The following is a 23,809-nucleotide window of genomic DNA, read 5'->3' as shown; positions in this document are numbered from 1 at the left end:
CAGCGCCGATGGTACTGCAGGGGGGACCCTGTGGGAGAGTAGGACACCGCCGAACTCCTTTTATAGCTCCGGCTCTTGGGCACACTGCCCGGGAGCCGGAGCTTTTTTGTGTTGAGGTATGGTCAGGAAGCATCGTTGGCTCGTTTCCCACAGGAGGCCCCCGGGTGGAGGTTCAGGAGACCCGCGTCCAGACAGAACGGGTCCTCACCATCCCGAACATCCTCAGCATGGCGCGCCTCGTCGGTGTACCCGTCTTTCTGTGGCTGATCCTGCGCCCTGAGTTCGGCGGCCCGAAGAGCGATGGTTGGGCGGTCCTGGTGCTGATGCTGAGCGGGGTCAGCGACTATCTGGACGGCAAGCTCGCCAGGCGCTGGAACCAGATCAGCAGTCTCGGTCGGCTCCTTGATCCCGCGGCCGACCGGCTCTACATTCTGTCGACTTTGGTCGGTCTCACCTGGCGCGAGATTCTGCCAATCTGGGTGACCGCTGCACTGCTGGCACGAGAGCTGGTCCTGCTGGTGATGGTGGGGATCCTCAGGCGTCATGGGTATCCGCCGCCGCAGGTGAACTTCCTCGGGAAGGCCGCTACCTTCAACTTGATGTGTGCCTTCCCGCTACTTCTGCTCAGTGACGGAAGTGGATGGATCTCGTCACTCGCTGCTATTTTCGGATGGGCGTTCGCCGGATGGGGTACAACGCTCTATTGGTGGGCAGGAGTCCTCTACGTGGTACAAGTCCGGCGGCTGGTCCGTGCGGACGCCATGGCCGATTGAACTCGCCCGATTGGGCGGCTGTAGTGGCTCGATGGCCCGCTTCGGAAAAGTGCGGGACAATCTGGACGGGTCAAGTCGGCTTGACCGTCTCTTCAAGGAGGACGCTTCCGACATGAAGGCCGTCGTGATGGCCGGAGGCGAAGGCACGCGCCTTCGCCCAATGACCTCGAGCATGCCCAAGCCGCTCCTGCCAGTGGCCAATCGGCCGATCATGGAGCATGTGCTGCGGCTGCTCAAAAGGCATGGGCTCAACGAGACAGTCGTTACTGTTCAGTTCCTGGCCTCGCTCGTCAAGAACTACTTCGGTGACGGCGAGGAGCTCGGGATGGAGCTCACCTATGCCAACGAGGAGAAGCCACTCGGAACCGCCGGAAGCGTCAAGAACGCTGAAGAGGCGTTGAAGGATGACACTTTCCTCGTCATCTCCGGCGATGCTCTGACCGACTTCGACCTCACCGAGCTCATCAATTTCCACAAGGAGAAGGGTGCGCTCGTCACTGTCTGCCTGGCGAGGGTGCCGAATCCACTGGAATTCGGTATCACCATCGTCGACGAGGAAGGCAAGGTCGAGCGCTTCCTCGAGAAGCCGACCTGGGGACAGGTCTTCTCCGACACCGTGAACACCGGTATCTACGTCATGGAGCCCGAGGTCTTCGACTATGTCGAGGCCGATGTTTCCGTCGACTGGTCCGGTGATGTCTTCCCGCAGCTCATGAAGGAAGGGCGGCTGGTCTACGGCTACATCGCCGAGGGGTACTGGGAAGACGTCGGTACACACGAGAGCTACGTGAAGGCACAGGCCGATGTCCTGGAGGGCAAGGTCGATGTAGAGATCGACGGCTTCGAGATCTCGCCCGGTGTGTGGGTTGCGGAGGGTGCCGAGGTGCATCCCGATGCCGTGCTCCGTGGGCCCCTCTACATCGGGGACTACGCCAAGGTCGAGGCCGGCGTGGAAATCCGCGAACACACTGTTGTCGGCTCGAATGTCGTCGTGAAGAGCGGGGCTTTCCTGCACAAGGCCGTGTTGCACGACAACGTGTACATCGGCCAGCACAGCAATCTGCGCGGCTGCGTCGTCGGGAAGAACACCGACATCATGCGCGCGGCCCGGATCGAGGACGGAGCGGTCATCGGCGACGAGTGTCTCGTCGGTGAAGAATCGATCATTCAGGGCAACGTGCGCGTTTACCCGTTCAAGACGATCGAGGCCGGTGCCTTCGTCAACAATTCGGTGATCTGGGAATCCAGGGGGCAGGCGCATCTCTTCGGTGCCCGTGGAGTGTCCGGGATTCTCAACGTCGAGATCACTCCCGAGCTGGCGGTGCGGCTGGCCGGTGCCTACGCGACCACCTTGAAAAAGGGGTCCACAGTCACCACCGCCCGCGACCACTCCCGGGGCGCCCGCGCTCTCAAGCGGGCGGTCATCTCCGCGTTGCAGACCAGCGCCATCGACGTGCGAGATCTGGAAAACGTACCGCTGCCGGTGGCGCGACAGCAGACCGCGCGGGGGAGTGCCGGCGGAATCATGATCCGGACGACGCCCGGTGTGCCTGATTCCGTCGACATCATGTTCTTCGACGGGCAAGGGGCCGATCTTTCGCAGGCAAGCCAGCGGAAGCTGGACCGGGTGTTCGCGCGGCAGGAGTACCGGAGGGCGTTCCCTGGAGAGATCGGGGATCTGCATTTTCCCGCCAGCGTGTTCGACTCCTACACCGGGTCGTTGCTCCGGAATGTGGACACGACAGGCATTGCGGAGTCCGGGCTCAAGGTTGTCGTGGATGCCTCCAACGGCAGTGCGGGACTGGTGCTGCCCAGCCTGCTCGGAAAGCTCGGTGTCGATTCGCTGACCATCAACCCCGGTCTCGACGAGTCCAGGCCGACGGAGTCCGCGGATACCCGGCGGTCCGGGATGGTGCGGCTCGGGGAGATCGTGGCGTCGGCGCGCGCCGCCTTCGGAGTGCGTTTCGATCCGGTGGGTGAGCGGCTTTCGCTCGTCGACGAGAAGGGGCGGATCATCGAGGATGATCGAGCGCTGCTCGTCATGCTGGATCTGGTGGCCGCCGAACGGCGCAGTGGGCGAGTGGCGCTACCGGTGACCACTACACGGATCGCCGAGCAGGTCGCCGCCTATCACGGGACACAGGTGGAATGGACGACCACATCGCCAGACGATCTGACCCGGGTCGGGCGCGATGAGTCGACCATCTTCGGCGGGGATGGGCGCGGCGGATTCATCGTGCCCGAGTTCAGCAGCGTGTTCGACGGCACAGCGGCCTTCGTACGGCTCATCGGGCTGGTCGCAAGGACGCAGCTCACACTCAGCCAGATCGATGCCAGGATTCCTCGTGCACACGTTCTGAAGCGGGATCTGGCGACTCCCTGGGCTGTCAAGGGACTTGTCATGCGGCGTGTTGTCGAGGAGGCCGGAGAACGGTTCGTCGATACGACGGACGGGGTGCGGGTGGTCGAGACCGACGGGCGGTGGGTGATGGTCCTGCCCGACCCGGCGGAAGCTGTTACGCATCTGTGGGCCGAGGGGCCTGACGATGCTTCCGCCCAGGCCCTGCTCGACGAGTGGGCTGCCGTGGTGGACGGCGCCGGTCGCTGAATCGAGGTGCACGCGCGCGTGCCGGACAGGAGTCCCCAACGGGGCTCGTCCGGCACACGCGTGGGGCCGTTCGGAGGCAGTGGTCGCGACGTGGGACGATGTGCGGCATGCCACAGCAGCCCCCCGTTCGGAGCACCCCCACGAGCGATTCCCGCCCGGACGCGTCCATGTCGCTGCTCACCAACGTCATGGATCACAGCCTTGACGAGGGGTACGCCGAGGCTGCCGCGCGCAGGAAGGCCGCCGGTCACGGCGGAGTGCCGAAGCCGCTCAGGGCGAAACTGGGTCTCGCCGCCGGCCTGGTGCTTGCCGCGCTGGTGGTGACCGTGGGGGCTGCTCAGGCGCGGATAGCGGCGCCCGGGATCGCCAAGGAGCGCGAGGAACTGATCGACCGTATCGACCGCGAGACCGAGGCGGCCGACAAGCTGGAGAAGACCATCGACCAGTTGCGCGACGATGTAGGCGCACGTCAGCGCGCGGCGCTGAAGTCGGAGGGCGGCGGTGAACAGGCCGACCTGTTGGGGATTCTGTCCGGGGCGACCGAGGTGCGCGGACCGGGTGTCAAGCTCGTCGTGGACGACGCCAAGGAAGCCAGCACCGGTGCCGGCGGGGACGCACGGGAGGCTTCCGGGTTCTCCGACACCGGGCGGGTGCGCGACCGGGACATGCAGCGGGTCGTGAACGGACTGTGGCAGTCAGGTGCCGAGGCGATCGCGATCAACGGGCAGCGGCTGACGGCGCTGTCGGCGATCCGGGCCGCGGGAGACGCGATACTGGTCGACAACAAGCCGCTGGTGCCGCCGTACACGGTGCTCGCGGTGGGGGACGGCAAGCGGCTCAGCACCAAGTTCCAGGACAGCGCCGACGGACTGTATCTGCACGCGCTGCAGGAGAACTTCGACATCCGGACCAGCATCTCCGTGGAGAGTGATCTCCGGCTGCCTGCCGCACCGAGTGTGATCGTACGTACAGCACAGCCGAGCACAGAGAAGGGCACATCGTGATCGCGGTACTGGGCCTCGTCGTGGGAGTCGTGGCTGGATTGTTGGTCAGGCCCGAGGTTCCGGCGGTCGTCGAGCCTTACCTTCCCATCGCCGTCGTCGCGGCCCTGGACGCCGTGTTCGGCGGTCTGCGGGCCATGCTCGACGGCATCTTCGACGACAAGGTCTTCGTGGTGTCGTTCCTGTCGAACGTCGTCGTGGCCGCGCTGATCGTCTTCCTGGGCGACAAGCTGGGCGTCGGCGCCCAGTTGTCCACCGGTGTCGTCGTGGTCCTCGGTATCCGCATCTTCTCCAATGCCGCGGCGATCCGCCGGCACGTGTTCCGGGCCTGACGCCGATGAGTGACAACGACAAGAACAAGGCGAGCGGCAAGCACGCCGAGGCGAGCGAGAACCGGCTGCGCGAGGAACTGCCCGAGGAGGTTTCTGCCAAGCCCTCCGAGGACCTGGACGCGCAGACCGTGGACGCGGCGGTGGCTGAGGAGCCGAAAACCTCCCTGACCGGCCGTCAGAGGTTGGTGAAGGGGCTGTGGCCGCCGCGGGTGACCCGGGCCCAACTCATCGTCGCCCTGCTGTTGTTCGGGCTTGGATTCGGGCTGGCGGTCCAGGTCGCGTCCAACAGTGACAGTGACGGGGCGCTGCGCGGTGCCCGTCAGGAAGATCTTGTACGCATTCTCGATGAACTGGATGACCGTACTCAGCGTCTTGAGGACGAGAAGCAGGGTCTCGAAGATCAGCGGACCGAGTTGGAGAACAGCTCGGACCAGGCCGAGGAAGCCCGTAAGCAGACGGTCGAGAAGGAGCGGCAGCTGGGGATCCTGGCGGGCACGGTGGCCGCGCAGGGGCCCGGGATCACGCTGACCGTCGAGGACACGAAGGGAACGGTCGAAGCCGACATGCTGCTCGACGCGATCCAGGAGTTGCGCGCGGCCGGCGCCGAGGCGATCCAGGTGAACGGCGTACGGGTCGTCGCGGGGACCTTTCTGGCGGACGAGGACGGTGGAGGAGTGAGCGTCGACGGGAACAAGATCGACGCTCCCTATCGTTTCAAGGTCATCGGCAAGCCGCAGGACCTCGAACCGGCGCTCAACATCCCCGGAGGTGTGGTGCAGAGCCTGGAGAAGGAGCAGGCCACCGTTACCGTGGAGCGGGCGGACAAGATCGTCGTGGACGCCTTGCGGGCGGCGAAGCAGCCTGACTACGCTCGGTCGTCCTCCCAGTGAACCGGCGGTGCATGGGGGTCGTCCGGGGAGGGCATGAGGTTGCGGGGGGTCGACGCACCGAATGGGTGGTGCGTGGTGGAAACTGTCAGGTGGAGACGGACGTTGTGAGGATGTCCGGGTCGACCGGTAGGTGCAGTCAGGGTTCGTCCTGCCCCACGGGCGGGTCTGTTTCGGTCAAGGGGAATCGCCCGTGAAGTTGTTTGCGAAGTTGTTCGGCGGCAAGAGCGCGCGAGAGGGCAGCGACAGCAACGCGACCGCCCGTCATCGCGCGCAGCCCGACGCAGAGGGCCAGCGTCCCCTGTTCCGGGACCAGGTCGGCGGTCCGGGCGGTGACGTTCCCGGAGGTCAGGGCGTGCCGTCTGTTGACCCTGCCCAGTCCGGGCGCATAGGTTTCGGGGAACCGTCAACCTCAAGTACGGGTGGAGAGTTTTCCTCCGACCCCAATGCGTCCAATGCCCCGGCGGGGCAGCCGCGGCAGGAGGATCCGTCGATGTCGGCCCTGGTGTGTACGAGGTGCGGTAACCGCAACGCGGAGAACAGCCGCTTCTGCTCCAACTGTGGTGCGCCGCTGCGGGCGGGGGTCGCCGCTGAGCGTCCGTCGGAGACGACGTCCACGATCTCGATCTCCGGTATCGAGGCGTACGACGCCGAGGTGACCGGTCAGACGCAGATGCCGATGCTCTCGCCCGAGGCGCAGGCCGCGGTGGACGCGTTGCCGCTCGGTTCGGCGCTTCTGGTGGTGCGCCGCGGCCCGAACTCGGGCAGCCGCTTCCTCCTGGACGGTGAACTGACCACGGCAGGGCGTCACCCGCAGAGCGACATCTTCCTGGACGACGTGACCGTCTCGCGCCGTCACGTGGAGTTCCGACGTGGCCAGGACGGCATGTTCACGGTCGCCGATGTGGGCAGCCTCAACGGCACGTACGTCAACCGTGAGCGGATCGACCAGGTCGCCCTGTCAAACGGTGACGAGGTGCAGATCGGCAAGTACCGGCTGGTGTTCTACGCGAGCCAGCGGGGCTACTGACCCTCCTCCGGACTGAGTCCGGGGGGACCCCAGGGAAGGTCCATGCTTCAAACACCGAGCGGCGGTGCCGGGCACGGCATCGCCGCCGCGGACAGTGGGCTGATGAGCATCGGCACCGTGCTGAACGTGCTGCGTGACGAGTTCCCCGAAGTCACCATCTCCAAGATCCGTTTTCTGGAGTCGGAGGGGCTCATCGAGCCGCAGCGGACCCCGTCGGGGTACCGCAAGTTCAGCCCGGAGGACGTCGAGCGCCTCGGCCATGTCCTGAGAATGCAGCGGGATCACTACCTGCCCCTGAAGGTGATCAGGGAGTATCTGGACGCCATGGAGCGCGGGGAGGCCGTCCCGCTCCCCAGCGTCGGCCGTCAGCGGGACGGCGAACCGGTCCTGGAGCCCGAAGGGCCCACAGCTGTTCGGATCGGCCGAGCCGAGCTGCTCGCAGCCGCCGAGATCGGTGACGAGGAGCTCCAGGAGTGGCAGTCGTACGGACTGATCGCGCCGTTGCCCGACGGGGCGTACGACGCGGAGACGGTCACCGTCGCCGCGCTCGTCGCCGAGCTGGGGCGGTTCGGGATCGAGCCCCGGCATCTGCGGGTGATGAAGGCTGCGGCCGAGCGCGAGGCCGGCCTGGTCGACCAGGTGGTGGCCCCGCTCAAGCGTCACCGCAATCCGCAGACCAGGGCCCTCGCGGAGACCCGCAGCAGGGAACTGTCGGGGCTCACGGTGAAGCTGCACGCGGCCCTGGTGCGTATCGCGCTGGGAGTGCGGCAGCCCTGAGCGGGAAGGGTCGCCGGACGGTGGATCGGCCACCCGTTCCGTGCCCGACTACCCAAACGTCCCGGGCACGGCCTAGGGTTGCTGTGTGAACGAGCTCGATGTCGTAGGTGTCCGGGTCGAAATGCCCTCCAACCAACCGATCGTGCTTCTGCGTGAAGTGGGAGGCGACCGCTACCTCCCCATCTGGATCGGACCGGGGGAGGCGACGGCGATCGCCTTCGCCCAGCAGGGCATGGCCCCCGCACGACCGCTGACCCACGACCTGTTCAAGGACGTGCTGGAGGCCGTCGGCCAGGAGCTCACCGAAGTGCGCATCACGGACCTGCGCGAGGGCGTCTTCTACGCGGAGCTGGTGTTCGCCAGTGGAGTTGAGGTGAGCGCCCGTCCGTCCGACGCCATAGCGCTGGCGCTGCGTACCGGGACACCGATCTACGGCAGTGACGGAGTGCTCGACGACGCCGGGATCGCGATCCCTGACGAGCAGGAGGACGAAGTGGAGAAGTTCCGCGAGTTCCTCGACCAGATCTCCCCCGAGGACTTCGGAACCAACAGTCAGTGAGCTTCGCGGGCGACGGCTGATGAGGCTCGGGCCGCCCCACGGACCCGATGGTCGGTGGGGCCGTGTCTTTGGCCCGTGACGTCAAGGATGATGGCAATTGCCAGCGGCGTGTGAGAGCGTCGTGCGGCCCACGCGGAGCGCATTCGGCTAGCCTTTCCCCGCGGTGGGGTACGGGAAACCACTCCTAGGGTGATTATCACTCGGCGTGCCGAGTGTGGCGATCGTTGACGCGCCCCTGGTGACTGCCTACCGTCGAGAAGGCAGGTCAAGGACGGAGGTCGGCGTGAGAAGCAGCGGCGACGGTACGGCTGGGGGTGCCCCCGGACGTGGTCTGGGGGAGAGCGGCCCGTACCCGCTTCATGGCAGCGCGGCCGATCACCTTCCGCGGCGGCCGACGGCTGTACCAGGCGGCGGAGGGGCGACATCCATGGCGTCCGAGGACATCGGCTACCGCGGCCCCACGGCGTGCGCGGCGGCCGGCATCACTTACCGGCAGTTGGACTACTGGGCCCGTACCGGCTTGGTGGAGCCGAGCGTGCGGCCCGCGCACGGGTCGGGGACCCAGCGGCTCTACAGTTTCCGGGACGTTGTCGTCCTGAAGATCGTCAAGCGCTTTCTGGACACTGGCGTGTCGCTGCAGAACATCCGTACCGCGGTCCAGCATCTGCGGGCGTGCGAGTTCCGCGACCTGGAGCGACTGACGCTGATGAGCGACGGCGCGACCGTCTACGAGTGCACGTCCCCCGACGAAGTGCACGCCCTGCTTCAGGGCGGGCAGGGCATTTTCGGCATCGCCGTCGGCGTGGTGTGGCGGGATGTGGAAAGCGCTCTCTCGCAGTTGCACGGCGAGCGCGTCGACACCGGCGAGACGCTTGTAGGACACAACCCCACGGACGAGCTGGCGCGGCGGCGCAACCGGGCGGTCTGAGCGGCGCCCCGCGTTCCGGGGCATTGTCAGTGGCGTAGGGCAGCATCGGTGATGTGAGAAACGCGCCCACCATCCTGCATCTCGACATGGATGCCTTCTTCGCCTCGGCGGAGCAGGCGTCCAAGCCGAGCCTGCGCGGGAAAGCCGTTGTCGTGGGCGGGCTCGGACCGCGCGGGGTGGTGGCCACCGCTTCGTACGAGGCCCGGGTTTTCGGGGTGAACTCCGCGATGCCCATGGCGCAGGCGCGCCGGCTCGCGCCGAATGCCGCGTATCTCGTGCCCAGGGGTGGCTTCTACCGCTCGATCAGCGAGCAGGTCATGGGGCTTCTGCACGCGTTGTCGCCACTCGTGGAGCCGCTGAGCCTGGACGAGGCGTTCGTGGATCTGGAGGCCGGGGGAGCGGCCTGGGACGAGTTGTCGGCGCGGCAGGCCGGGATCAAGCTGCGCGCGGACATACGGGCCGTCACGGGGCTCACGGGGTCGGTGGGGCTCGCCGCCTCCAAGATGCTCGCGAAGATCGCCTCGGAGCAGGCCAAGCCGGACGGGCTGGTGGTGATCGAACCCGGGACGGAGCGGGCACTGCTCGGGCCGATGCCGGTGCGGACCCTGCCCGGGGTCGGCCCGGCGACCGGGGACCATCTGCGGCGGGCCGGGATCGGCACGGTCGACGAACTGGCCGAGGCGGGCGAGGACGAGCTCGTACGGCTGCTCGGGAAGGCTCACGGGCACGCGCTGTATGCGATGGCGCTGGCGCGCGACGTCCGGCCCGTGGTTGCGGAACGGGAGACGAAGTCCGTGTCGGTCGAGGGCACGTACGACGTGGACATCCACGACCGGGTCCGGGTGGGGACGGAGGTGCAGCGGCTGGCCGACCGGTGCGTGCGGCGGCTGCGCGACGCCGGGTTGTCCGGACGCACCATTGTCCTCAAGGTGCGGAGGTACGACTTCTCCACGCTGACCCGGTCGGAGACGCTCCGGGGGCCTACGGACGCCCCCGCGGTGGTGCGGGAGGCGGCTGCCCGGCTCCTGGAGTCCGTGGACACGACGGGTGGTGTGCGGCTGCTGGGGGTCGGGGTCAGCGGCCTTGCCGACTACACACAGGAGGACCTGTTCGCCCAGGCCGCCGGGGAGTTGGCGGTACTCGATCCGGTGGAGGCGTCGGAGCGCGAGGCCGTCGACTCGCAGGAGGCGCCCGCCGAGCGGCGCTGGACCACGGGGCACGACGTACGGCATGCCGACTTCGGGCACGGGTGGGTGCAGGGGAGCGGGCTGGGGCGGGTGACCGTTCGGTTCGAGACGCCGGACTCGGAGCAGCCCGGACGGGTGCGTACGTTCCGGACCGACGATCCCGCGCTGGAGCCGGCGGGTCCGCTGCCGTTGGTGTCTTCCGGGCCGCGAAGACCCGACGGTGTGGATGAGGGGCCGACGGGTCAGGTGTCGTCCGTGCCTGCCAGCTTGCCGAAGTCGTGGTCCGGGACCGGGGGAGGGGGCGCCACGTCGAGGCCGTAGTGGTGGTAGAGCTGGAGTTCCTGTTCCGGGGAGAGATGGCGGCCCACGCCGAAGTCGGGAGCGTCCTTGATCAGGGCCCGCTCGAAGGGAACGCGCAGCGTGCCGTCGATCAGTTCGCTGGGCTCCAGGGGCACGAAAGCGTCCCTGGAGAACAGCCCTGTCCTTATGGCCGCCCACTCCGGTACTCCCGTCGCGTCGTCGAGGTAGATCTCGTCGATCGTGCCGATCTTGGTGCCGTTGCGGTCGAAGGCCTTTCGGCCGATCAGGTTGCGCGGATCGATTTCGGTCTGCACGGACCCTCCGTTGGTCGTAAATCATCCGTAAGTACTACAAAAGAGCACATCGGGGATGGTGGCCACTCGAAGGTCTGTGCGCGGGCCCCGCTGATAGGCTGGCCAATGGCTGCTGACCCCGTGCGGGAGAGTCCTCCGGAACCTCGGAGGCGCCGAAGGAGCAAATCCTCCCCGGAATCTCTCAGGCCCCTGTACCGCACGGACGAGGTCACTCTGGAAAGCAGAGCGGGTGTCTACGGCTTCCGCTCTCACCGACGGTGAAAACCGGGACGTCAGCGCGTTTGCGGCCCGGTGAAGCTCTCAGGTTGAGATGACAGAGGGGGAGGCCGTTCGGGCACCCGTGCCGTGGTGCCCCTCGAAGGTCGCGACGACCAGGAGGCCTCCGCAATGACCGCCCACCGCACTCCGCTCGCCGAACTCGAACAGGGCACGCCCTTCGAGCGTCGTCATATCGGGCCCGACCACGAGGACCGGGCCAAGATGCTCGCGCAGGTCGGATACGGCTCGCTCGACGAGTTGACGGCCGCCGCGGTCCCGGATGTGATCAGGAACGCCGATGCGCTCGCCCTGCCGGGCGCCCGTACCGAGGCCGAGGTGCTGGCCGAGTTGCGCTCCCTGGCCGACCGGAACCAGGTGCTGGGGTCCATGATCGGGCTCGGATACTACGGGACCTTCACCCCGCCGGTCATCCTGCGGAACGTGATGGAGAACCCGGCCTGGTACACCGCTTACACGCCGTACCAGCCGGAGATCTCGCAGGGGCGTCTCGAAGCGCTGCTGAACTTCCAGACCATGGTCGCCGACCTCACCGGGCTGCCCACCTCCGGCGCCTCCCTGCTCGACGAGGGCACCGCGGCCGCCGAGGCGATGGCGCTGTCCCGGCGCATGGGCAAGAACAAGAAGGGGCTCTTCCTGGTCGACGCGGACGCCCTGCCGCAGACCATCGCCGTGATCGAGACGCGGGCCGAGCCGACCGGCGTCGAGGTTGTCGTCGCCGACCTGAGCGCAGGCATTCCGGACGACATCGCAGGGCGCGGGATCAACGGTGTGCTCCTGCAGTACCCGGGCGCCTCCGGCGCCGTACGGGATCTGAAGCCCGTCGTCGAGCAGGCGCACGCTCTCGGTGCCGTGGTCAGCGTCGCCGCCGATCTGCTGGCCCTGACGCTGCTCACCTCGCCCGGTGAGATGGGTGCGGACATCGCGGTCGGGACGACGCAGCGGTTCGGGGTGCCGATGGGCTTCGGCGGGCCGCACGCCGGATACATGGCGGTGCGCGAACAGTTCGCGCGCAGCCTGCCGGGGCGGCTCGTGGGCGTCTCCGTGGACGCGGAAGGCCACAAGGCGTACCGGCTCGCCCTGCAGACGCGCGAGCAGCACATCCGCCGCGAGAAAGCGACCAGCAACATCTGCACGGCCCAGGTCCTGCTGGCCGTGATGGCCGGCATGTACGCCGTCCACCACGGGCCCGAGGGGCTGCGGACCATCGCCCGGCGCACCCACCGGTACGCCACGATCCTCGCCGCGGGGCTGACGGCGGGCGGCGTCGAGGTCGTCCACGGGGCCTACTTCGACACGCTCACCGTCCGGGTGCCCGGGAAGGCCGGCGAGGTCGCCGCCGCAGCGCGCGAGCACGGGGTCAACGTGCACCTCGTCGATGACGACCGGCTGTCCGTCTCCTGCGACGAGACCACCACGCGGGCCCAGCTGGGTGCCGTATGGACCGCGTTCGGGGTCGACGGCGACATCGAGGCGCTCGACGCCGGCGCCGGGGACACGCTGCCGGGAGCGCTGCTGCGTACCGACGCCATCCTCACGCACCCCGTCTTCCACCAGTACCGCTCCGAGACCGCGATGCTGCGCTACCTGCGTCGGCTCGCCGACCGTGACTACGCGCTCGACCGCGGCATGATCCCGCTGGGCTCCTGCACCATGAAGCTCAACGCGACCACCGAGATGGAACCGGTCACCTGGCCCGAGTTCGGCCAGCTGCACCCCTTCGCGCCCGCCGAGCAGGCGCAGGGCTATCTGACGCTCATCCGTGAGCTGGAGGAGCAGCTCGCCGAGGTCACTGGGTACGACAAGGTATCGCTTCAGCCGAACGCCGGTTCGCAGGGCGAGCTGGCCGGGCTGCTCGCCGTGCGCGGCTATCACCGGGCCAACGGCGACGAGCAGCGGACCGTCTGTCTGATTCCGTCGTCCGCGCACGGGACCAACGCGGCCAGTGCCGTCATGGCGGGGATGAAGGTCGTCGTCGTGAAGACCGCCGGGGACGGTGAGATCGACGTCGAGGATCTGCGGGCGAAGATCGAGCAGTACCGGGACGAGCTGTCGGTGCTGATGATCACGTACCCGTCCACGCACGGCGTGTTCGAGGAGCATGTCGCCGACATCTGTGCCCAGGTGCACGAGGCCGGCGGGCAGGTGTACGTCGACGGCGCCAACCTCAACGCGCTGGTGGGGCTGGCCAAGCCGGGGCACTTCGGTGGAGACGTCTCGCACCTGAACCTGCACAAGACGTTCTGCATCCCGCACGGGGGTGGTGGCCCCGGGGTGGGACCCGTAGGGGTACGCGCGCACCTCGCGCCCTATCTGCCCAACCACCCCTTGCAGCCCGCGGCCGGGCCCGAGACGGGTGTGGGGCCGATCTCGGCGGCGCCCTGGGGTTCCGCGGGCATCCTGCCCATCTCGTGGGCGTACGTCCGTCTGATGGGCGGTGAGGGGCTCAAGCGGGCCACGCAGGTGGCTGTGCTGAGCGCCAACTACATCGCCAAGCGGCTGGAGCCGCATTACCCGGTGCTCTACACCGGTCCCGGCGGGCTGGTCGCGCACGAGTGCATCATCGATCTGCGGCCGATCAGCAAGACGACGGGCGTGAGCGTCGACGACATCGCGAAGCGGCTGATCGACTACGGCTTCCACGCGCCGACGATGTCGTTCCCGGTGGCCGGGACGCTGATGATCGAGCCGACCGAGTCCGAGGACCTGGGGGAGCTGGACCGGTTCTGTGAAGCGATGATCGCCATTCGGGGCGAGATCGAGAAGGTCGGTGCGGGCGAGTGGCCGGCCGACGACAACCCGCTGCGGAACGCGCCGCACACCGCCGCCGCGCTCGGCGGGGAGTGGACACACGCCTACACGCGCGAGGAGGCGGTCTTCCCGGCCGGGGTCTCGGCGGCCGACAAGTACTGGCCGCCGGTGCGCCGGATCGACCAGGCCTTCGGTGACCGGAACCTGGTCTGTTCCTGCCCGCCGCTGGACGCCTACGAGGAGTAGTCAGTCTCGGGCATGTGTCGGGGCCGGTTCGCAGCGCGTGTCCGCGGGCCGGCCCCTCTTCGTCTGTTCAGCTGTTCGGGCAGTCCTCCCGACGTCCGGAAGCCGCCCGTTCGCCCCCTGTGCGCGGACGTCAGGCGGCCGTCACCACCCGTCCGGCGCCCACCGGGCGGTGCGGGGCGATGATCTGGCCGTCGGGCAGGAGCTCACCGGTGTCCTCGAAGAGGAGGACGCCGTTGCACAGCAGGCTCCATCCCTGCTCCGGGTGGTGCGCCATGAGGCGGGCTGATTCCCGGTCGGTGGAGTGAGCTGTCGGGCACGGTGGCTGGTGCTGGCACATTGATGGGATCTTTCGCTCTGTCGTGGAGTGTGAGATGGCTGTGGTGTCTGTCTCGCGGCTCGAAGCACTGTTCATGGCCGCCCCCCGTTGTGATAAGTCGGTTCGAAACCAGTGTTGCTCTACGGGCGTCAATCCGCAGGGATTTCGCCGCACCGCTTCTCACAGGTTGAAGACGCATCACCCGGGCGGAGGGTTCGTCCCAACTGGGCTGTCCCTTTGGGTGGTTCCTCATGGCCGGATGGGGCTAGTCCGGACGGCTCGCAATCCCTCGACGGCTCGTACGAGCGTAATGGCGCGCGGAAGAGCGACGCGCCCCGTCGGGGAGAATTCGGCGGCGGGGCGCGTGGGGAATACGGAGAGTGGCGTGCCGTGTGCGGTCAGGCGGGGGAACTCAGCAGCGGGGCCGGAGTCACCCGATGGGTCAGGACCGGGAGGAGTTCCGCGACGCGGTGCGGACGGTGGGCGGCGATGCCGGGCGGGGCCGGTGCCAGGGGGACGAGCAGGTCGGTGGCGGCCGGATGGCCCTCGGCTCCGTCGGCGGTGGTGTCGCCGTGCAGCCAGAGCGTGAGCATGTACAGCTCGGGGACGGACAGCAGGCGTGCCTGGTAGGGCTGTTTCATCGTCTCGGCCTGGCGCAGGGCGCGCTCGGTGGAGGCGATGTAGGGCCCTTCGAAGAAGTGGGAGAAGGCCCAGCCGTCGGGGGTCAGCATGGTCTCGGCCGCTGCCACCGCGCGGTCGCCGCAGCGGATCAGGAAGCGCCAACCGGTCAGCCGGGTGGCGGACGCGCCTGCGGGGGTGATCCGGTCCAGGACGTACACGGGCAGGGGGAGCTCGGGGCTTGCGGATCCCTGGGCGGTGCGCAGGGAGGGAGTGGGCGCCTCGCGGACGGCGGTGGGGGAACCGAGTGCCGTGAGGACGGTGCGCAGTGCGGGGGCGGGAGCCGGGGGGACTTGCAGCGGCATGTGGAACGCCTCTCATTCGACAGGCACGGTGGCGCGAGGGCGGGGGCGGACGGCGCTGTCAGCTCTCGAATTCTCTCGGGTCAAAGAGGCGGGGGCCGGGTGATCCGGCGGGGGTGCGGCCTGCCGTGCGTCACCTGGACGGCAGGACCCATGATCCGGGCGCCGACTCTCTGCCTTGTTCGCGGAGTTTATACGACACGTGTTCTGACTATGTTTCGTCTAACTGTTTTCCGCGTGAAGGGCAAGGGGTTGTTCGGTCGGTGTTGCGTGGCGTTTCTCCCGATTCCCGGCTGGTCTGCGCCGATGACCTCGGTATACGCGCCGGGAGCGGTCGGCCTATTGGCGTCGGCGTTTTTCACGAGTTCGCCAAGTGCGCGAAACTGGCGGGTGGCCGGGTCCCGCACCGCATGCCGTGCCATGCCGGGTGAATGTGCCGCCGGTCACATCGGTCAGCGTAGCGGGTGACAGGAAGGCGCGGGACGTTATTGATCGCGTTGGGTGGGCACTATCCCACGTGACCCGGGACATCAGTGGCCGGACTTCGGCCTGCCCACTCGAGGAGGGACGCTTCGATGGGGGAGAAGGTCGTGGCGGGGCATTTCGACCTGTCCGGTCGCCAGCGCTACCGAGGCAAGCTGCGGCAGTGTCTGACGGGGCTGGAGCGACTGCTGGCCGAGAAGCGGTTCGACCGCCCGAAGAATCTTCTGGGCCTGGAGATCGAGTTGAATCTCGTCGGGCCCGACGGCATGCCGAAAATGATGAATGCGCAAGTACTGGAAAGGATCGCAAGCCGAGATTTCCAAACAGAACTCGCCATGTTCAATCTGGAAGTCAACATCGCCCCCCATCGCCTCGCCGGCCGGGTATTCGACCGGCTCGCCGAAGAGCTTCGTACTTCACTGGCATATGCCCATCGGAAAGCGAACGAGGTCGACGCGGGGATCATGATGATCGGCATTCTGCCGACGCTCGACCGTGACGACCTGGTCTCCTCCAACCTTTCCGACGTCGACCGCTACGCCCTGCTCAACAACCAGATCGTGGCCGCACGCGGTGAGGACTTCACGCTTGACATCGACGGTGTGGAACGCCTCTCGTGCACGTCGAGATCCATCGCTCCGGAGGCCGCCTGCACCTCCGTACAACTGCATCTCCAGGTCACTCCGGCGCGGTTCGCCGACGTGTGGAACGCGGCACAGGCGATCGCCGCCGCGCAGGTCGCGATCGGCGCCAACTCGCCCTTCCTGTTCGGCCGTGAACTGTGGCGCGAGTCGAGGCCCCCGCTGTTCACACAGTCCACGGACACGCGCCCGCCGGAGCTCCAGGCGCAGGGCGTACGGCCGCGCACCTGGTTCGGGGAGCGGTGGATCGACTCGGCGTACGACCTCTTCGAGGAGAACCTGCGCTATTACCCGGCGCTGCTGCCGATCTGCGACGACGAGGACCCGCTGAGCGTCCTCGATAACGGTGGCGTGCCGAAGCTCGCCGAGCTCGTGCTGCACAACGGCACCGTGTACCGCTGGAACCGCCCGGTCTACGGCATCGCGGACGGCGTTCCGCATCTGCGCGTCGAGAACCGTGTACTGCCCGCCGGGCCCACCGTCACGGACGTCATCGCCAACGCGGCCTTCTACTACGGCGTCGTCCGGTCGCTCGCCGAGGAGTCGCGGCCCGTATGGACCCGGCTGCCCTTCGAGACCGCCGCAGCCAACTTCGACGCCGCCTGCCGGTACGGCATCGACGCGCGGCTCCAGTGGCCCCGGGGCGGCCGGTTCGGCGGCACGGCGGAGGTCGACGCGGTGCACCTCGTAAGGGACGAACTGCTGCCGCTCGCCGAGGCCGGCCTCGACGCGTGGGGGGTCGAACCCGCCGACCGGGATCTGTACCTCGGGGTGATCGAGGAACGGTGCCGGCGACGGGCCAACGGAGCGTCCTGGCAGGCGGCCACCTTCCACCGGGCACTGGAGATGGGGCTGTCCCGGGATGCCGCGCTGGCCGCGACCACACGGCGCTACAGCGAGCTGATGCACCTGGGGGAACCTGTGCACACCTGGCCTGTGGGGTTGCCGGAACCGGTGCGCCTGGGGTGATCACCCGGGGGGCGGGTCCGTGACCTCGTGATCCGACCCGTCCGTCGCCCGGCGGTCTGGCCTCCGGGCGGGGCGGGCCGAAGGAGAGTGACCGCTCTGTACGCCGTTGCCGTGCCTGCGGCGATGGTGAGGCGAGTGCCGTGTCGGCTGCGTGCACGGGGGTCGCTGGTGCCTGTCTCAGATCGATCGGGCAAGCTGTGACGTCCCGTGGTGTTGCTGTCCCGCCCTCGTCTCGCAACTGCATTCGAGAACCTGGCAGGGCGAGGACAGGGATGCGCCGGGATTGAACAACTGGAGGCAGGAGTGCAGGTGGAGGCGGGCGCGGTGGCTGGTTCTTTCCCTGAGGAGCGGCCGTCGCGACGGACTCTCCGGGACGAGACGCTGTTGGTTCTGGGGCTTTCGCTCGGTGCGAGCGGTGTCTCCGCCCTGATCAGCTTTGTCGGATCGGTCACGAAACCGGGCGGCCTCAAGGACCAGGCGGCCACTCTGAACGCGTCGGCGGCGCCGGGCCGTCCATGGTTGGATCTCGCCTGGCAGCTCTTCGGCATCACGACGGCGCTGGTCCCGGTGGCGCTGGTCGCGCACTTCCTGCTGCGCGAGGGCGAGGGGCTGCGGACGCTGGGCTTCGACCGCACCCGGCCCTGGCCCGACCTCGGCCGCGGGGCCGCGATCGCGGCGGTGATCGGCAGCAGCGGAATCGCCTTCTATCTGGCGGCCCGTGGCTTCGGCTTCAACCTCACGGTGGTGCCGGAGGCGCTGCCCGAGGTGTGGTGGAAGTACCCGGTGCTGATCCTCTCGGCCATGCAGAACGCCGTACTGGAGGAAGTGATCGTCGTCGCGTATCTGCTGCGTCGGCTGAACCAGTTGGGGTGGACCCCGGGGACGGCACTGGTGGCCAGTTCCGTACTGCGCGGGTCGTACCACCTGTACCAGGGCATCGGCGGGTTCATCGGCAACCTGGTGATGGGGGTGGTGTTCGTGTACCTGTACCGGCGGTGGGGGCGGGTGGGACCCCTGGTCGTGGCGCATTCACTGCTCGACATCGGGGCGTTCGTCGGTTACGCGCTGCTGGCGGGGAAGGTGGGATGGCTGCCCACCGCGTGAGTGGCTGGGGGGATGGGCGAGGGGCGCACGAGGGTTTCGTTCGCCCCTTCCGCATGTCCTCAGGCGAGCAGCTCGCCGTCGATGGTGGTGATCGCCCGGCCGGTCAGCAGGGTGCGGTCGCCGCGGAGCCGGGTACGGACCAGACCGCTGCGAGCGGATGCCTGCAGGCCTGTGAGGTCGGGGCGGCCGAGGCGCTCGGACCAGTAGGGGGCGAGGGCCGTGTGGGCGCTGCCGGTGACCGGGTCCTCGTTGATGCCGATCCGTGGGAAGAAGCAGCGCGAGACGAAGTCGTAGCCCTTGGCGGGCTTGTCGGCGCGGGCGGTGGCGATCACGCCGCGTTCCGAATGGGCGGCGAGGGCCTTCAGATCTGGGGTGAGACCCAGGACCGTCTTCTCGTCGGCGACCTCGATCAGCAGGTCGTTGATGTCCGGGCCGGTGTCGAAGGCCCTGACCGGTTCGGCGCCCAGAGCCTCGGCGAGCCCGGCCGGCGGCTCGACGCGGGTGAGCGGGGCGGTCGGGAAGTCGAGGGTGATCGAACCGTCCTCGTCGGGCGTCGCGCTGAGGACGCCGCTGAGGGTGGCGAACCGTACGGGTCCCGAATGGGCGCCCGTGGTGTGCAGGACGTGGGCCGTGGCGAGCGTGGCGTGGCCGCACATGGCGACCTCGGCGGCCGGGGTGAACCAGCGCAGTGCCCAGTCGGCCTCGCCGCCCCCGAGAAGGCGGTGGGCGAACGCCGTCTCGGCGTGGTTGACCTCCAGGGCGATCTGCTGCAGCCGGGTGTCGTCCGGGAAGGCGTCGAGGAGCATGACGCCGGCCGGGTTGCCGGCGAAGGGGCGGTCGGTGAAGGCGTCGACGATTCGAATGCGCATGGTGACGACGCTAGAGGGACGACGGGGAGGCGGGCCAAGGCCAATTCGCGGGTGCTGGACCTGGTTGGGCCCGGCGGGCGGTCCGGAGTGTCAGGCTGCCGGCCGTACCAGTCCGGACTCGTACGCGAAGACGACCGCCTGCACGCGCGCGCGTGCGCCGATCTTGGCGAGGATGCGGCTGACGTGGGACTTGACCGTGGTGGGTGAGATGGACAGACGCGTGGCGATCTCGGTGCTGGACCAGCCGGCGGCGACAGCGGTGAGGACGTCACGTTCGCGGCTGGTGAGCGCGCCGAGCTCGCTCTCCCGCTCCAGCGAGCCGAGGGTGCGCTCGTGGCGGACGGTGTCGATGAGCGCGCGGGTGAGGCCGGGGGTGATGACGGCGTCTCCGGCGGCCACGATACGGACGGCTGCGGTCAGTTCCTCAGGGGTGGCGTCCTGGGGAAGGAACCCGCCGGCCCCGGCGCGCAGGGCCGCGTAGGCGTACCGCTCGTGGTCGGTGGGGGTCAGGACCAGGACGCGCGGGGGGCGTCCTGTGGCTCTCGCGGGCTCGGAAACCGGCGGGAGGGCGGGCGGCCGGCTGATGCGGCGGATGACATCGATGCCGCCCGTGTCGACCACGAGGCTGTCCATCAGGACGACGTCGGGTCCGAACGCGGCACTCATGCGAAAGGCCTCGGCACCGCTGGTCGCCTCGCCGACGACGGTCAGGTCGGGTTCGGCTGCCAGGAGCATGCGCAGGCCGAGACGCTGCAGGGACTGACGGTGGACGACGAGTACGGAGGCCATGACGGGCACTCTCCTTGTACGAAACTGTTTCGTTCACTTTGGCTTCGTCAGCCTAGCCCCCACGGCTATCGAAACGTCATCGTTTCTACTGTGGCCTGGGTCACTTCTTGAAGGGGGTTGCTGTGTGAGCTATCTCGATATATCGTTGACGCATCGCGACAGATCAACGACTATGCAACGAACGGAGTGGTTGTGATGCGTTCCCATGGAGAGGAATACGGTCCGGGCTTCGGTCCCGGACACGCGCATGGTCATGGCGGTCCCGGCCCCTTCGGGCGGGGCGGCTTCGCGGGGCGGCGCGCCGCGTTCGGTCCCTTCGGGCCAGGTTTCGGCGGTCCCGGTGGTCCGGGTCCCTGGGGCGGGCGCGGCGGCCGGGGCGGACCGCGGGGCAGGGCGCGGCGCGGTGATGTCCGCGCGTCGATCCTGGCCCTGCTGAAGGACAGGCCCATGCACGGTTACGAGATGATCCAGGAGATCGCCGAGCGCAGTGGAGGGACGTGGAAGCCCAGCCCCGGCTCGGTCTACCCCACCCTTCAGATGCTGGAGGACGAGGGCCTGATCGTCAGCGAGTCCGAGGGCGGCAAGAAGCTGTTCTCGCTCACCGAGTCCGGCCGCACGGCGGCCGGCGAGGGTCCCGACGCGCCCTGGGAAGAGGCCGGGCGTGGCGTCGACCGGGAGGCGCTGAACGACATCCGGCAGGCCGGCTTCGGTCTGATGGAGGCCTTCGGCCAGGTCTGGAAGACGGGCAGCAAGGAGCAGCGCGAGAAGGCTCTAACGGTGATCAACGAAGCGCGCAAGAAGCTGTACCTGATCCTCGCCGACGAGGACTGATGGGGCATCCTCGGAGACGTGTCCGCCTCCCGGCGGCGCGTCCCGCAGCGTGCGGAGGCGCCCCGCGGAAGTGTCGGCGGGGCGCCTCCGCGCTGTCGTGCGGGCTTGCGGCCGTCGCTCAGATCACCAGGCCGGCCAGTTTGCGCAGGGACTCGTTCAGGGCGGCCGTCCCCGAGTCCTTCAGCTTGCCGGCCATCAGGGAGACGGCCGCTCCGGTGAACTCGCCGTCGATACGGACCGTCGTCGCGTCGCCGTCGGGCGTGAGGGTGTAGCGCGTGGCGACCGTCACGGCCATCGGGCCCTTGCCCCGGATGGCAAGAGTGCGGGCGGTCTCCAGCTCCTCGATGGTCCAGTCGACCTCGGCCGGGAAACCCATCAGCTTCATGTTCTCCTCGAAGGTGCCGCCGACCTCCAGTGCGGAGGGGCCGCCCTTCGGGAAGCTCGTGTGGGTCGCGTTCCACGCTCCGTACGCCGGCCAGTCCGTCAGCTGCGCCCAGATCTTCTCCGCCGGTGCCGGGATGCGTGCCTCCGCGCTTATTTCGGCCATGCGACCACCTCTGTGTCTCGGGCTGCGGTGTCGCGGAACGTAGCCGCAAGAGCTGGAACATTCAATACTGACGAGTCGTCAGAAATGGCGTGCTGAGTCGGCGGGTGCGACGGGCTCAGCCGACCCGGCGTATCTCCGCCGCGTCGAACAGGTCGCACGCGCGCGGGAAGGGGCTTTCGTCATGGCAGTGCCACGCCTCCCAGAACAGGTCGGCGCGCAGCGCGTCCTCCGGGGCGTACACCCGGTACACGTACTGTCTGCCGTCCGTGGCGGGCAGCGCCACCAGCCAGCACCTGCTCTCCATGTTGGTGTGGGACGTACGAGCGGGTGCCCCCGGTTGCGCTCAGGGCGCGCGGCGAGCGTGTGCGCGCCCCATGCGTCGACTTCGTGTCGGGGCGGCGTGATGTCATCCGTAAGGAGGAGATTCGGCCACCTGGTGCCCACCTTCCGCGGGACGTGAAAATGGTGCGTCGAGGGGATGACCGGATCGGCCGGGACTGATGGGGTGGGGGACGTGCAACCCCGTACGCCCCGACAGTCGACCACTGAGCACGGTGCGAACCGCGTGGACAACGATGCCAGGCTTACCGCAGAGCTGGCAGCGGTGGTCGCCGGTGCCCGTAGACGGGCGCTGCGGGACGGGGACCGGCAGATCGACACGGCCCATCTGCTGCACACGCTCCTGGAGTCCGATCCAGACGTGTGCGCGGTGTTCGAGGGCGGTGGCCCGCAGGTGGCGCGGCTGCTGGGCTATCTCGTGCAGCGCAGTATCGGCTACGGACTGCGGTGGCAGAGCTCCGTCGAGGACTCCGGGGCCCTGCCCGTGGTGCCGGGGGCTGCGGGTACAGCGGGCTGGTCGCCGGTCGCGGCGGGCGCGCTGGAGGAGGCGTGCGAGCGGGCCGGGCGCCGCGGTGACGCACGGGCCCACGGGATCGATCTGCTCGCGGCGATCGTCGAGGATCCGAAGTGCCGGGCCGTGGAGGTGCTGCGGCGGGGCGGAGTCGACGCGGGGGAACTGCTGGTACGGGTGCACCAGGTCGAACGGACGGCGGCGGGGTGGGGGAAGTATGCCGGGGGCGTTGACAGCGACTGAGGCGCGCGCCCGCTCGACGGAGTCCCTGTGTCCGTCCAGCCGGTGAGACAGGTGCTATCGGGGGTGACGGTCATGTCGTCGCCTGTCATCATGGGCCGGTGCGTACGTCAGGGAGCGGTGAGGGCGGCCGGGGCAAGGGTGTCGGGCTCGGGCTCGCGCTGGTCTCGGCGGTCGCGTTCGGAGGATCCGGGGTCGCGGCCAAGCCGTTGATCGAGGCCGGCCTCGATCCGCTGCACGTGGTGTGGCTGCGGGTGGCGGGCGCGGCTGTCGTGATGCTGCCCCTGGCCCTGCGGCACCGCGCGCTGGTGCGCCGGCGGCCCGCGTTGCTCGCCGGGTTCGGACTGCTTGCCGTGGCTGGTGTCCAGGCCTGCTACTTCGCCGCGATCTCCCGCATCCCCGTTGGGGTCGCCCTGCTTGTCGAGTACCTCGCACCCGCGCTTGTGCTCGGCTGGGTGCGGTTCGTGCAGCGCCGGCCCGTGACCCGTGCCGCCGCGCTCGGTGTGGTCCTCGCGGTCGGCGGGCTCGCCTGTGTCGTCGAGGTGTGGGCCGGGCTGGGCTTCGACGCCATCGGGCTGCTGCTCGCTCTGGGCGCCGCCTGCTGTCAGGTCGGCTACTTCGTCCTGTCCGACCAGGGCAGCGACGCCGGCGACGAAGCGCCGGACCCGCTAGGTGTCATCGCCCATGGTCTCCTCGTCGGCGCGCTGGTGCTGACCTTCGTGGCGCGTCCGTGGCGCATGGACTGGTCCGTGCTCGCGGGCACCGCGCACATGGACGGCGCGCCCGTCATGGCCGGGCTGCTGCTGGGCTGGATCGTGCTGGTCGCCACGGTCGTCGCGTACGTCACGGGTGTGCTTGCCGTACGGCGGCTCTCGCCGCAGGTCGCCGGGGTCGTGGCGTGTCTGGAGGCGGTCGTCGCGACCGTGCTGGCCTGGGTGCTGCTGGGCGAGCGCCTGTCGGCGCCGCAGATCGTCGGGGGCGCGGTGGTTCTGGTGGGCGCGTTCATCGCGCAGTCGTCGGCGCCTGCCAAGGGGTCGGCGGAACCGGTCGCCCGGGGACCCGAAAAGGATGTGACGGCCCGCCGTACCGCCGCGTAGGGTCGCGATCATGTACGCACGCGCACTCGTCCTTCCGCCGCCGGCCGCCTGAGGCGGGCTCCCCGGAGATTTTGCCCGACGCATCGCCGTCGGGCTGAACGGTGCTGCCCGCAGACGACGTCCG

Annotated in this window: 23 protein-coding genes and 1 riboswitch; of the genes, 16 read left to right on the top strand and 7 right to left on the bottom strand. The window is 68.6% G+C overall.

The features are described 5' to 3' along the window. Positions 1–164: 164 nt before the first annotated feature. From RB628_RS15445 to RB628_RS15400, 10 genes are all read left to right on the top strand, one after another. A complete protein-coding gene (locus RB628_RS15445; RefSeq protein ID WP_318320986.1) occupies positions 165–773 on the top strand; it encodes a CDP-alcohol phosphatidyltransferase family protein in 609 nt (202 codons plus the stop codon). Positions 774–885: 112 nt separating this feature from the next. Further along, entirely contained in the window at positions 886–3,381 is a 2,496-nt protein-coding gene (locus tag RB628_RS15440; protein WP_318320990.1) for a mannose-1-phosphate guanyltransferase, read from the top strand. Between the two features lie 107 nt (positions 3,382–3,488). After that, positions 3,489–4,385 (top strand): DUF881 domain-containing protein, encoded by an 897-nt coding sequence (locus RB628_RS15435; protein ID WP_318320985.1) that lies wholly within the window; start codon positions 3,489–3,491, stop codon positions 4,383–4,385. Then, on the top strand, positions 4,382–4,714 hold the full coding sequence (locus tag RB628_RS15430) for a small basic family protein (RefSeq protein ID WP_003988855.1): 333 nt from the start codon (positions 4,382–4,384) through the stop codon (positions 4,712–4,714). The genes RB628_RS15435 and RB628_RS15430 overlap by 4 nt, the downstream gene beginning before the upstream one ends. Positions 4,715–4,719: 5 nt before the next feature. After that, on the top strand, positions 4,720–5,604 hold the full coding sequence (locus RB628_RS15425; protein WP_318320984.1) for a DUF881 domain-containing protein: 885 nt from the start codon (positions 4,720–4,722) through the stop codon (positions 5,602–5,604). Positions 5,605–5,734: 130 nt separating this feature from the next. Beyond that, positions 5,735–6,631 carry an FHA domain-containing protein gene (locus RB628_RS42620; RefSeq protein WP_412180658.1) on the top strand — a complete coding sequence of 299 codons (897 nt, stop codon included), beginning with the start codon at positions 5,735–5,737 and terminating at the stop codon, positions 6,629–6,631. A 42-nt stretch (positions 6,632–6,673) separates the two neighbouring features. Further along, positions 6,674–7,408, top strand: a complete 735-nt coding sequence (locus RB628_RS15415) for a MerR family transcriptional regulator (protein WP_318320982.1) — start codon at positions 6,674–6,676, stop codon at positions 7,406–7,408. An 85-nt stretch (positions 7,409–7,493) separates the two neighbouring features. Continuing rightward, the gene (locus RB628_RS15410; protein WP_006123076.1) at positions 7,494–7,967 is read left to right on the top strand and encodes a bifunctional nuclease family protein; all 474 of its coding nucleotides are present in this window, start codon (positions 7,494–7,496) and stop codon (positions 7,965–7,967) included. 283 nt (positions 7,968–8,250) lie between these two features. Beyond that, a complete protein-coding gene (locus RB628_RS15405; protein ID WP_318320981.1) occupies positions 8,251–8,895 on the top strand; it encodes a MerR family transcriptional regulator in 645 nt (214 codons plus the stop codon). Positions 8,896–8,948: 53 nt separating this feature from the next. Next, positions 8,949–10,403, top strand: coding sequence for a DNA polymerase IV (locus tag RB628_RS15400; protein WP_318320980.1), 1,455 nt, complete (start codon positions 8,949–8,951; stop codon positions 10,401–10,403). Here RB628_RS15400 and RB628_RS15395 read toward each other — a convergent pair. Continuing rightward, entirely contained in the window at positions 10,325–10,696 is a 372-nt protein-coding gene (locus RB628_RS15395) for a PRC-barrel domain-containing protein (RefSeq protein ID WP_318320979.1), read from the bottom strand. The genes RB628_RS15400 and RB628_RS15395 overlap by 79 nt on opposite strands. A gap of 113 nt (positions 10,697–10,809) precedes the next feature. Beyond that, a riboswitch (glycine riboswitch) is annotated at positions 10,810–10,903 on the top strand. A gap of 180 nt (positions 10,904–11,083) precedes the next feature. Between RB628_RS15395 and gcvP the strand changes: the two genes are divergently transcribed. Then, the gene (gene gcvP / locus RB628_RS15390) at positions 11,084–13,969 is read left to right on the top strand and encodes an aminomethyl-transferring glycine dehydrogenase (protein WP_318320978.1); all 2,886 of its coding nucleotides are present in this window, start codon (positions 11,084–11,086) and stop codon (positions 13,967–13,969) included. Between the two features lie 130 nt (positions 13,970–14,099). On the opposite strand, the gene RB628_RS15385 is transcribed toward gcvP, so the two are convergent. Together RB628_RS15385 and RB628_RS15380 are read right to left on the bottom strand one after the other, a co-directional pair. Beyond that, the gene (locus tag RB628_RS15385) at positions 14,100–14,306 is read right to left on the bottom strand and encodes a DUF5999 family protein (RefSeq protein WP_318320977.1); all 207 of its coding nucleotides are present in this window, start codon (positions 14,304–14,306) and stop codon (positions 14,100–14,102) included. Between the two features lie 377 nt (positions 14,307–14,683). Further along, the gene (locus RB628_RS15380; RefSeq protein ID WP_318320976.1) at positions 14,684–15,268 is read right to left on the bottom strand and encodes a hypothetical protein; all 585 of its coding nucleotides are present in this window, start codon (positions 15,266–15,268) and stop codon (positions 14,684–14,686) included. A gap of 572 nt (positions 15,269–15,840) precedes the next feature. Here RB628_RS15380 and RB628_RS15375 point away from each other — a divergent pair. Next, positions 15,841–17,358 (top strand): glutamate--cysteine ligase, encoded by a 1,518-nt coding sequence (locus RB628_RS15375; RefSeq protein WP_318320975.1) that lies wholly within the window; start codon positions 15,841–15,843, stop codon positions 17,356–17,358. Positions 17,359–17,661: 303 nt separating this feature from the next. Next, entirely contained in the window at positions 17,662–18,462 is an 801-nt protein-coding gene (locus RB628_RS15370; RefSeq protein ID WP_318320974.1) for a type II CAAX endopeptidase family protein, read from the top strand. A 59-nt stretch (positions 18,463–18,521) separates the two neighbouring features. On the opposite strand, the gene RB628_RS15365 is transcribed toward RB628_RS15370, so the two are convergent. Together RB628_RS15365 and RB628_RS15360 are read right to left on the bottom strand one after the other, a co-directional pair. Further along, entirely contained in the window at positions 18,522–19,331 is an 810-nt protein-coding gene (locus RB628_RS15365) for a PhzF family phenazine biosynthesis protein (protein ID WP_318320973.1), read from the bottom strand. 90 nt (positions 19,332–19,421) lie between these two features. Next, a complete protein-coding gene (locus RB628_RS15360) occupies positions 19,422–20,120 on the bottom strand; it encodes a response regulator transcription factor (protein ID WP_318320972.1) in 699 nt (232 codons plus the stop codon). Positions 20,121–20,315: 195 nt separating this feature from the next. Here RB628_RS15360 and RB628_RS15355 point away from each other — a divergent pair, with 195 nt between their 5' ends. Next, a complete protein-coding gene (locus RB628_RS15355) occupies positions 20,316–20,951 on the top strand; it encodes a PadR family transcriptional regulator (RefSeq protein ID WP_318320971.1) in 636 nt (211 codons plus the stop codon). Between the two features lie 118 nt (positions 20,952–21,069). Here the strand turns inward: RB628_RS15355 and RB628_RS15350 are convergent, their stop codons facing one another. Both RB628_RS15350 and RB628_RS15345 read right to left on the bottom strand, forming a co-directional pair. Beyond that, a complete protein-coding gene (locus RB628_RS15350; protein WP_318320970.1) occupies positions 21,070–21,498 on the bottom strand; it encodes an SRPBCC family protein in 429 nt (142 codons plus the stop codon). 115 nt (positions 21,499–21,613) lie between these two features. After that, on the bottom strand, positions 21,614–21,802 hold the full coding sequence (locus RB628_RS15345; protein WP_318320969.1) for a hypothetical protein: 189 nt from the start codon (positions 21,800–21,802) through the stop codon (positions 21,614–21,616). 210 nt (positions 21,803–22,012) lie between these two features. On the opposite strand from RB628_RS15345, the gene RB628_RS15340 reads away from it, so the two are divergent. Together RB628_RS15340 and RB628_RS15335 are read left to right on the top strand one after the other, a co-directional pair. Continuing rightward, a complete protein-coding gene (locus tag RB628_RS15340; RefSeq protein WP_412180657.1) occupies positions 22,013–22,591 on the top strand; it encodes a Clp protease N-terminal domain-containing protein in 579 nt (192 codons plus the stop codon). Between the two features lie 98 nt (positions 22,592–22,689). After that, positions 22,690–23,685 carry an EamA family transporter gene (locus RB628_RS15335; protein ID WP_318320967.1) on the top strand — a complete coding sequence of 332 codons (996 nt, stop codon included), beginning with the start codon at positions 22,690–22,692 and terminating at the stop codon, positions 23,683–23,685. Positions 23,686–23,809 lie beyond the last annotated feature (124 nt).

The organism is Streptomyces sp. ADMS (assembly GCF_033441795.1).
Classification (GTDB): Bacteria; Actinomycetota; Actinomycetes; order Streptomycetales; family Streptomycetaceae; genus Streptomyces.
This window is presented reverse-complemented; position numbering and strand designations above follow the sequence as displayed.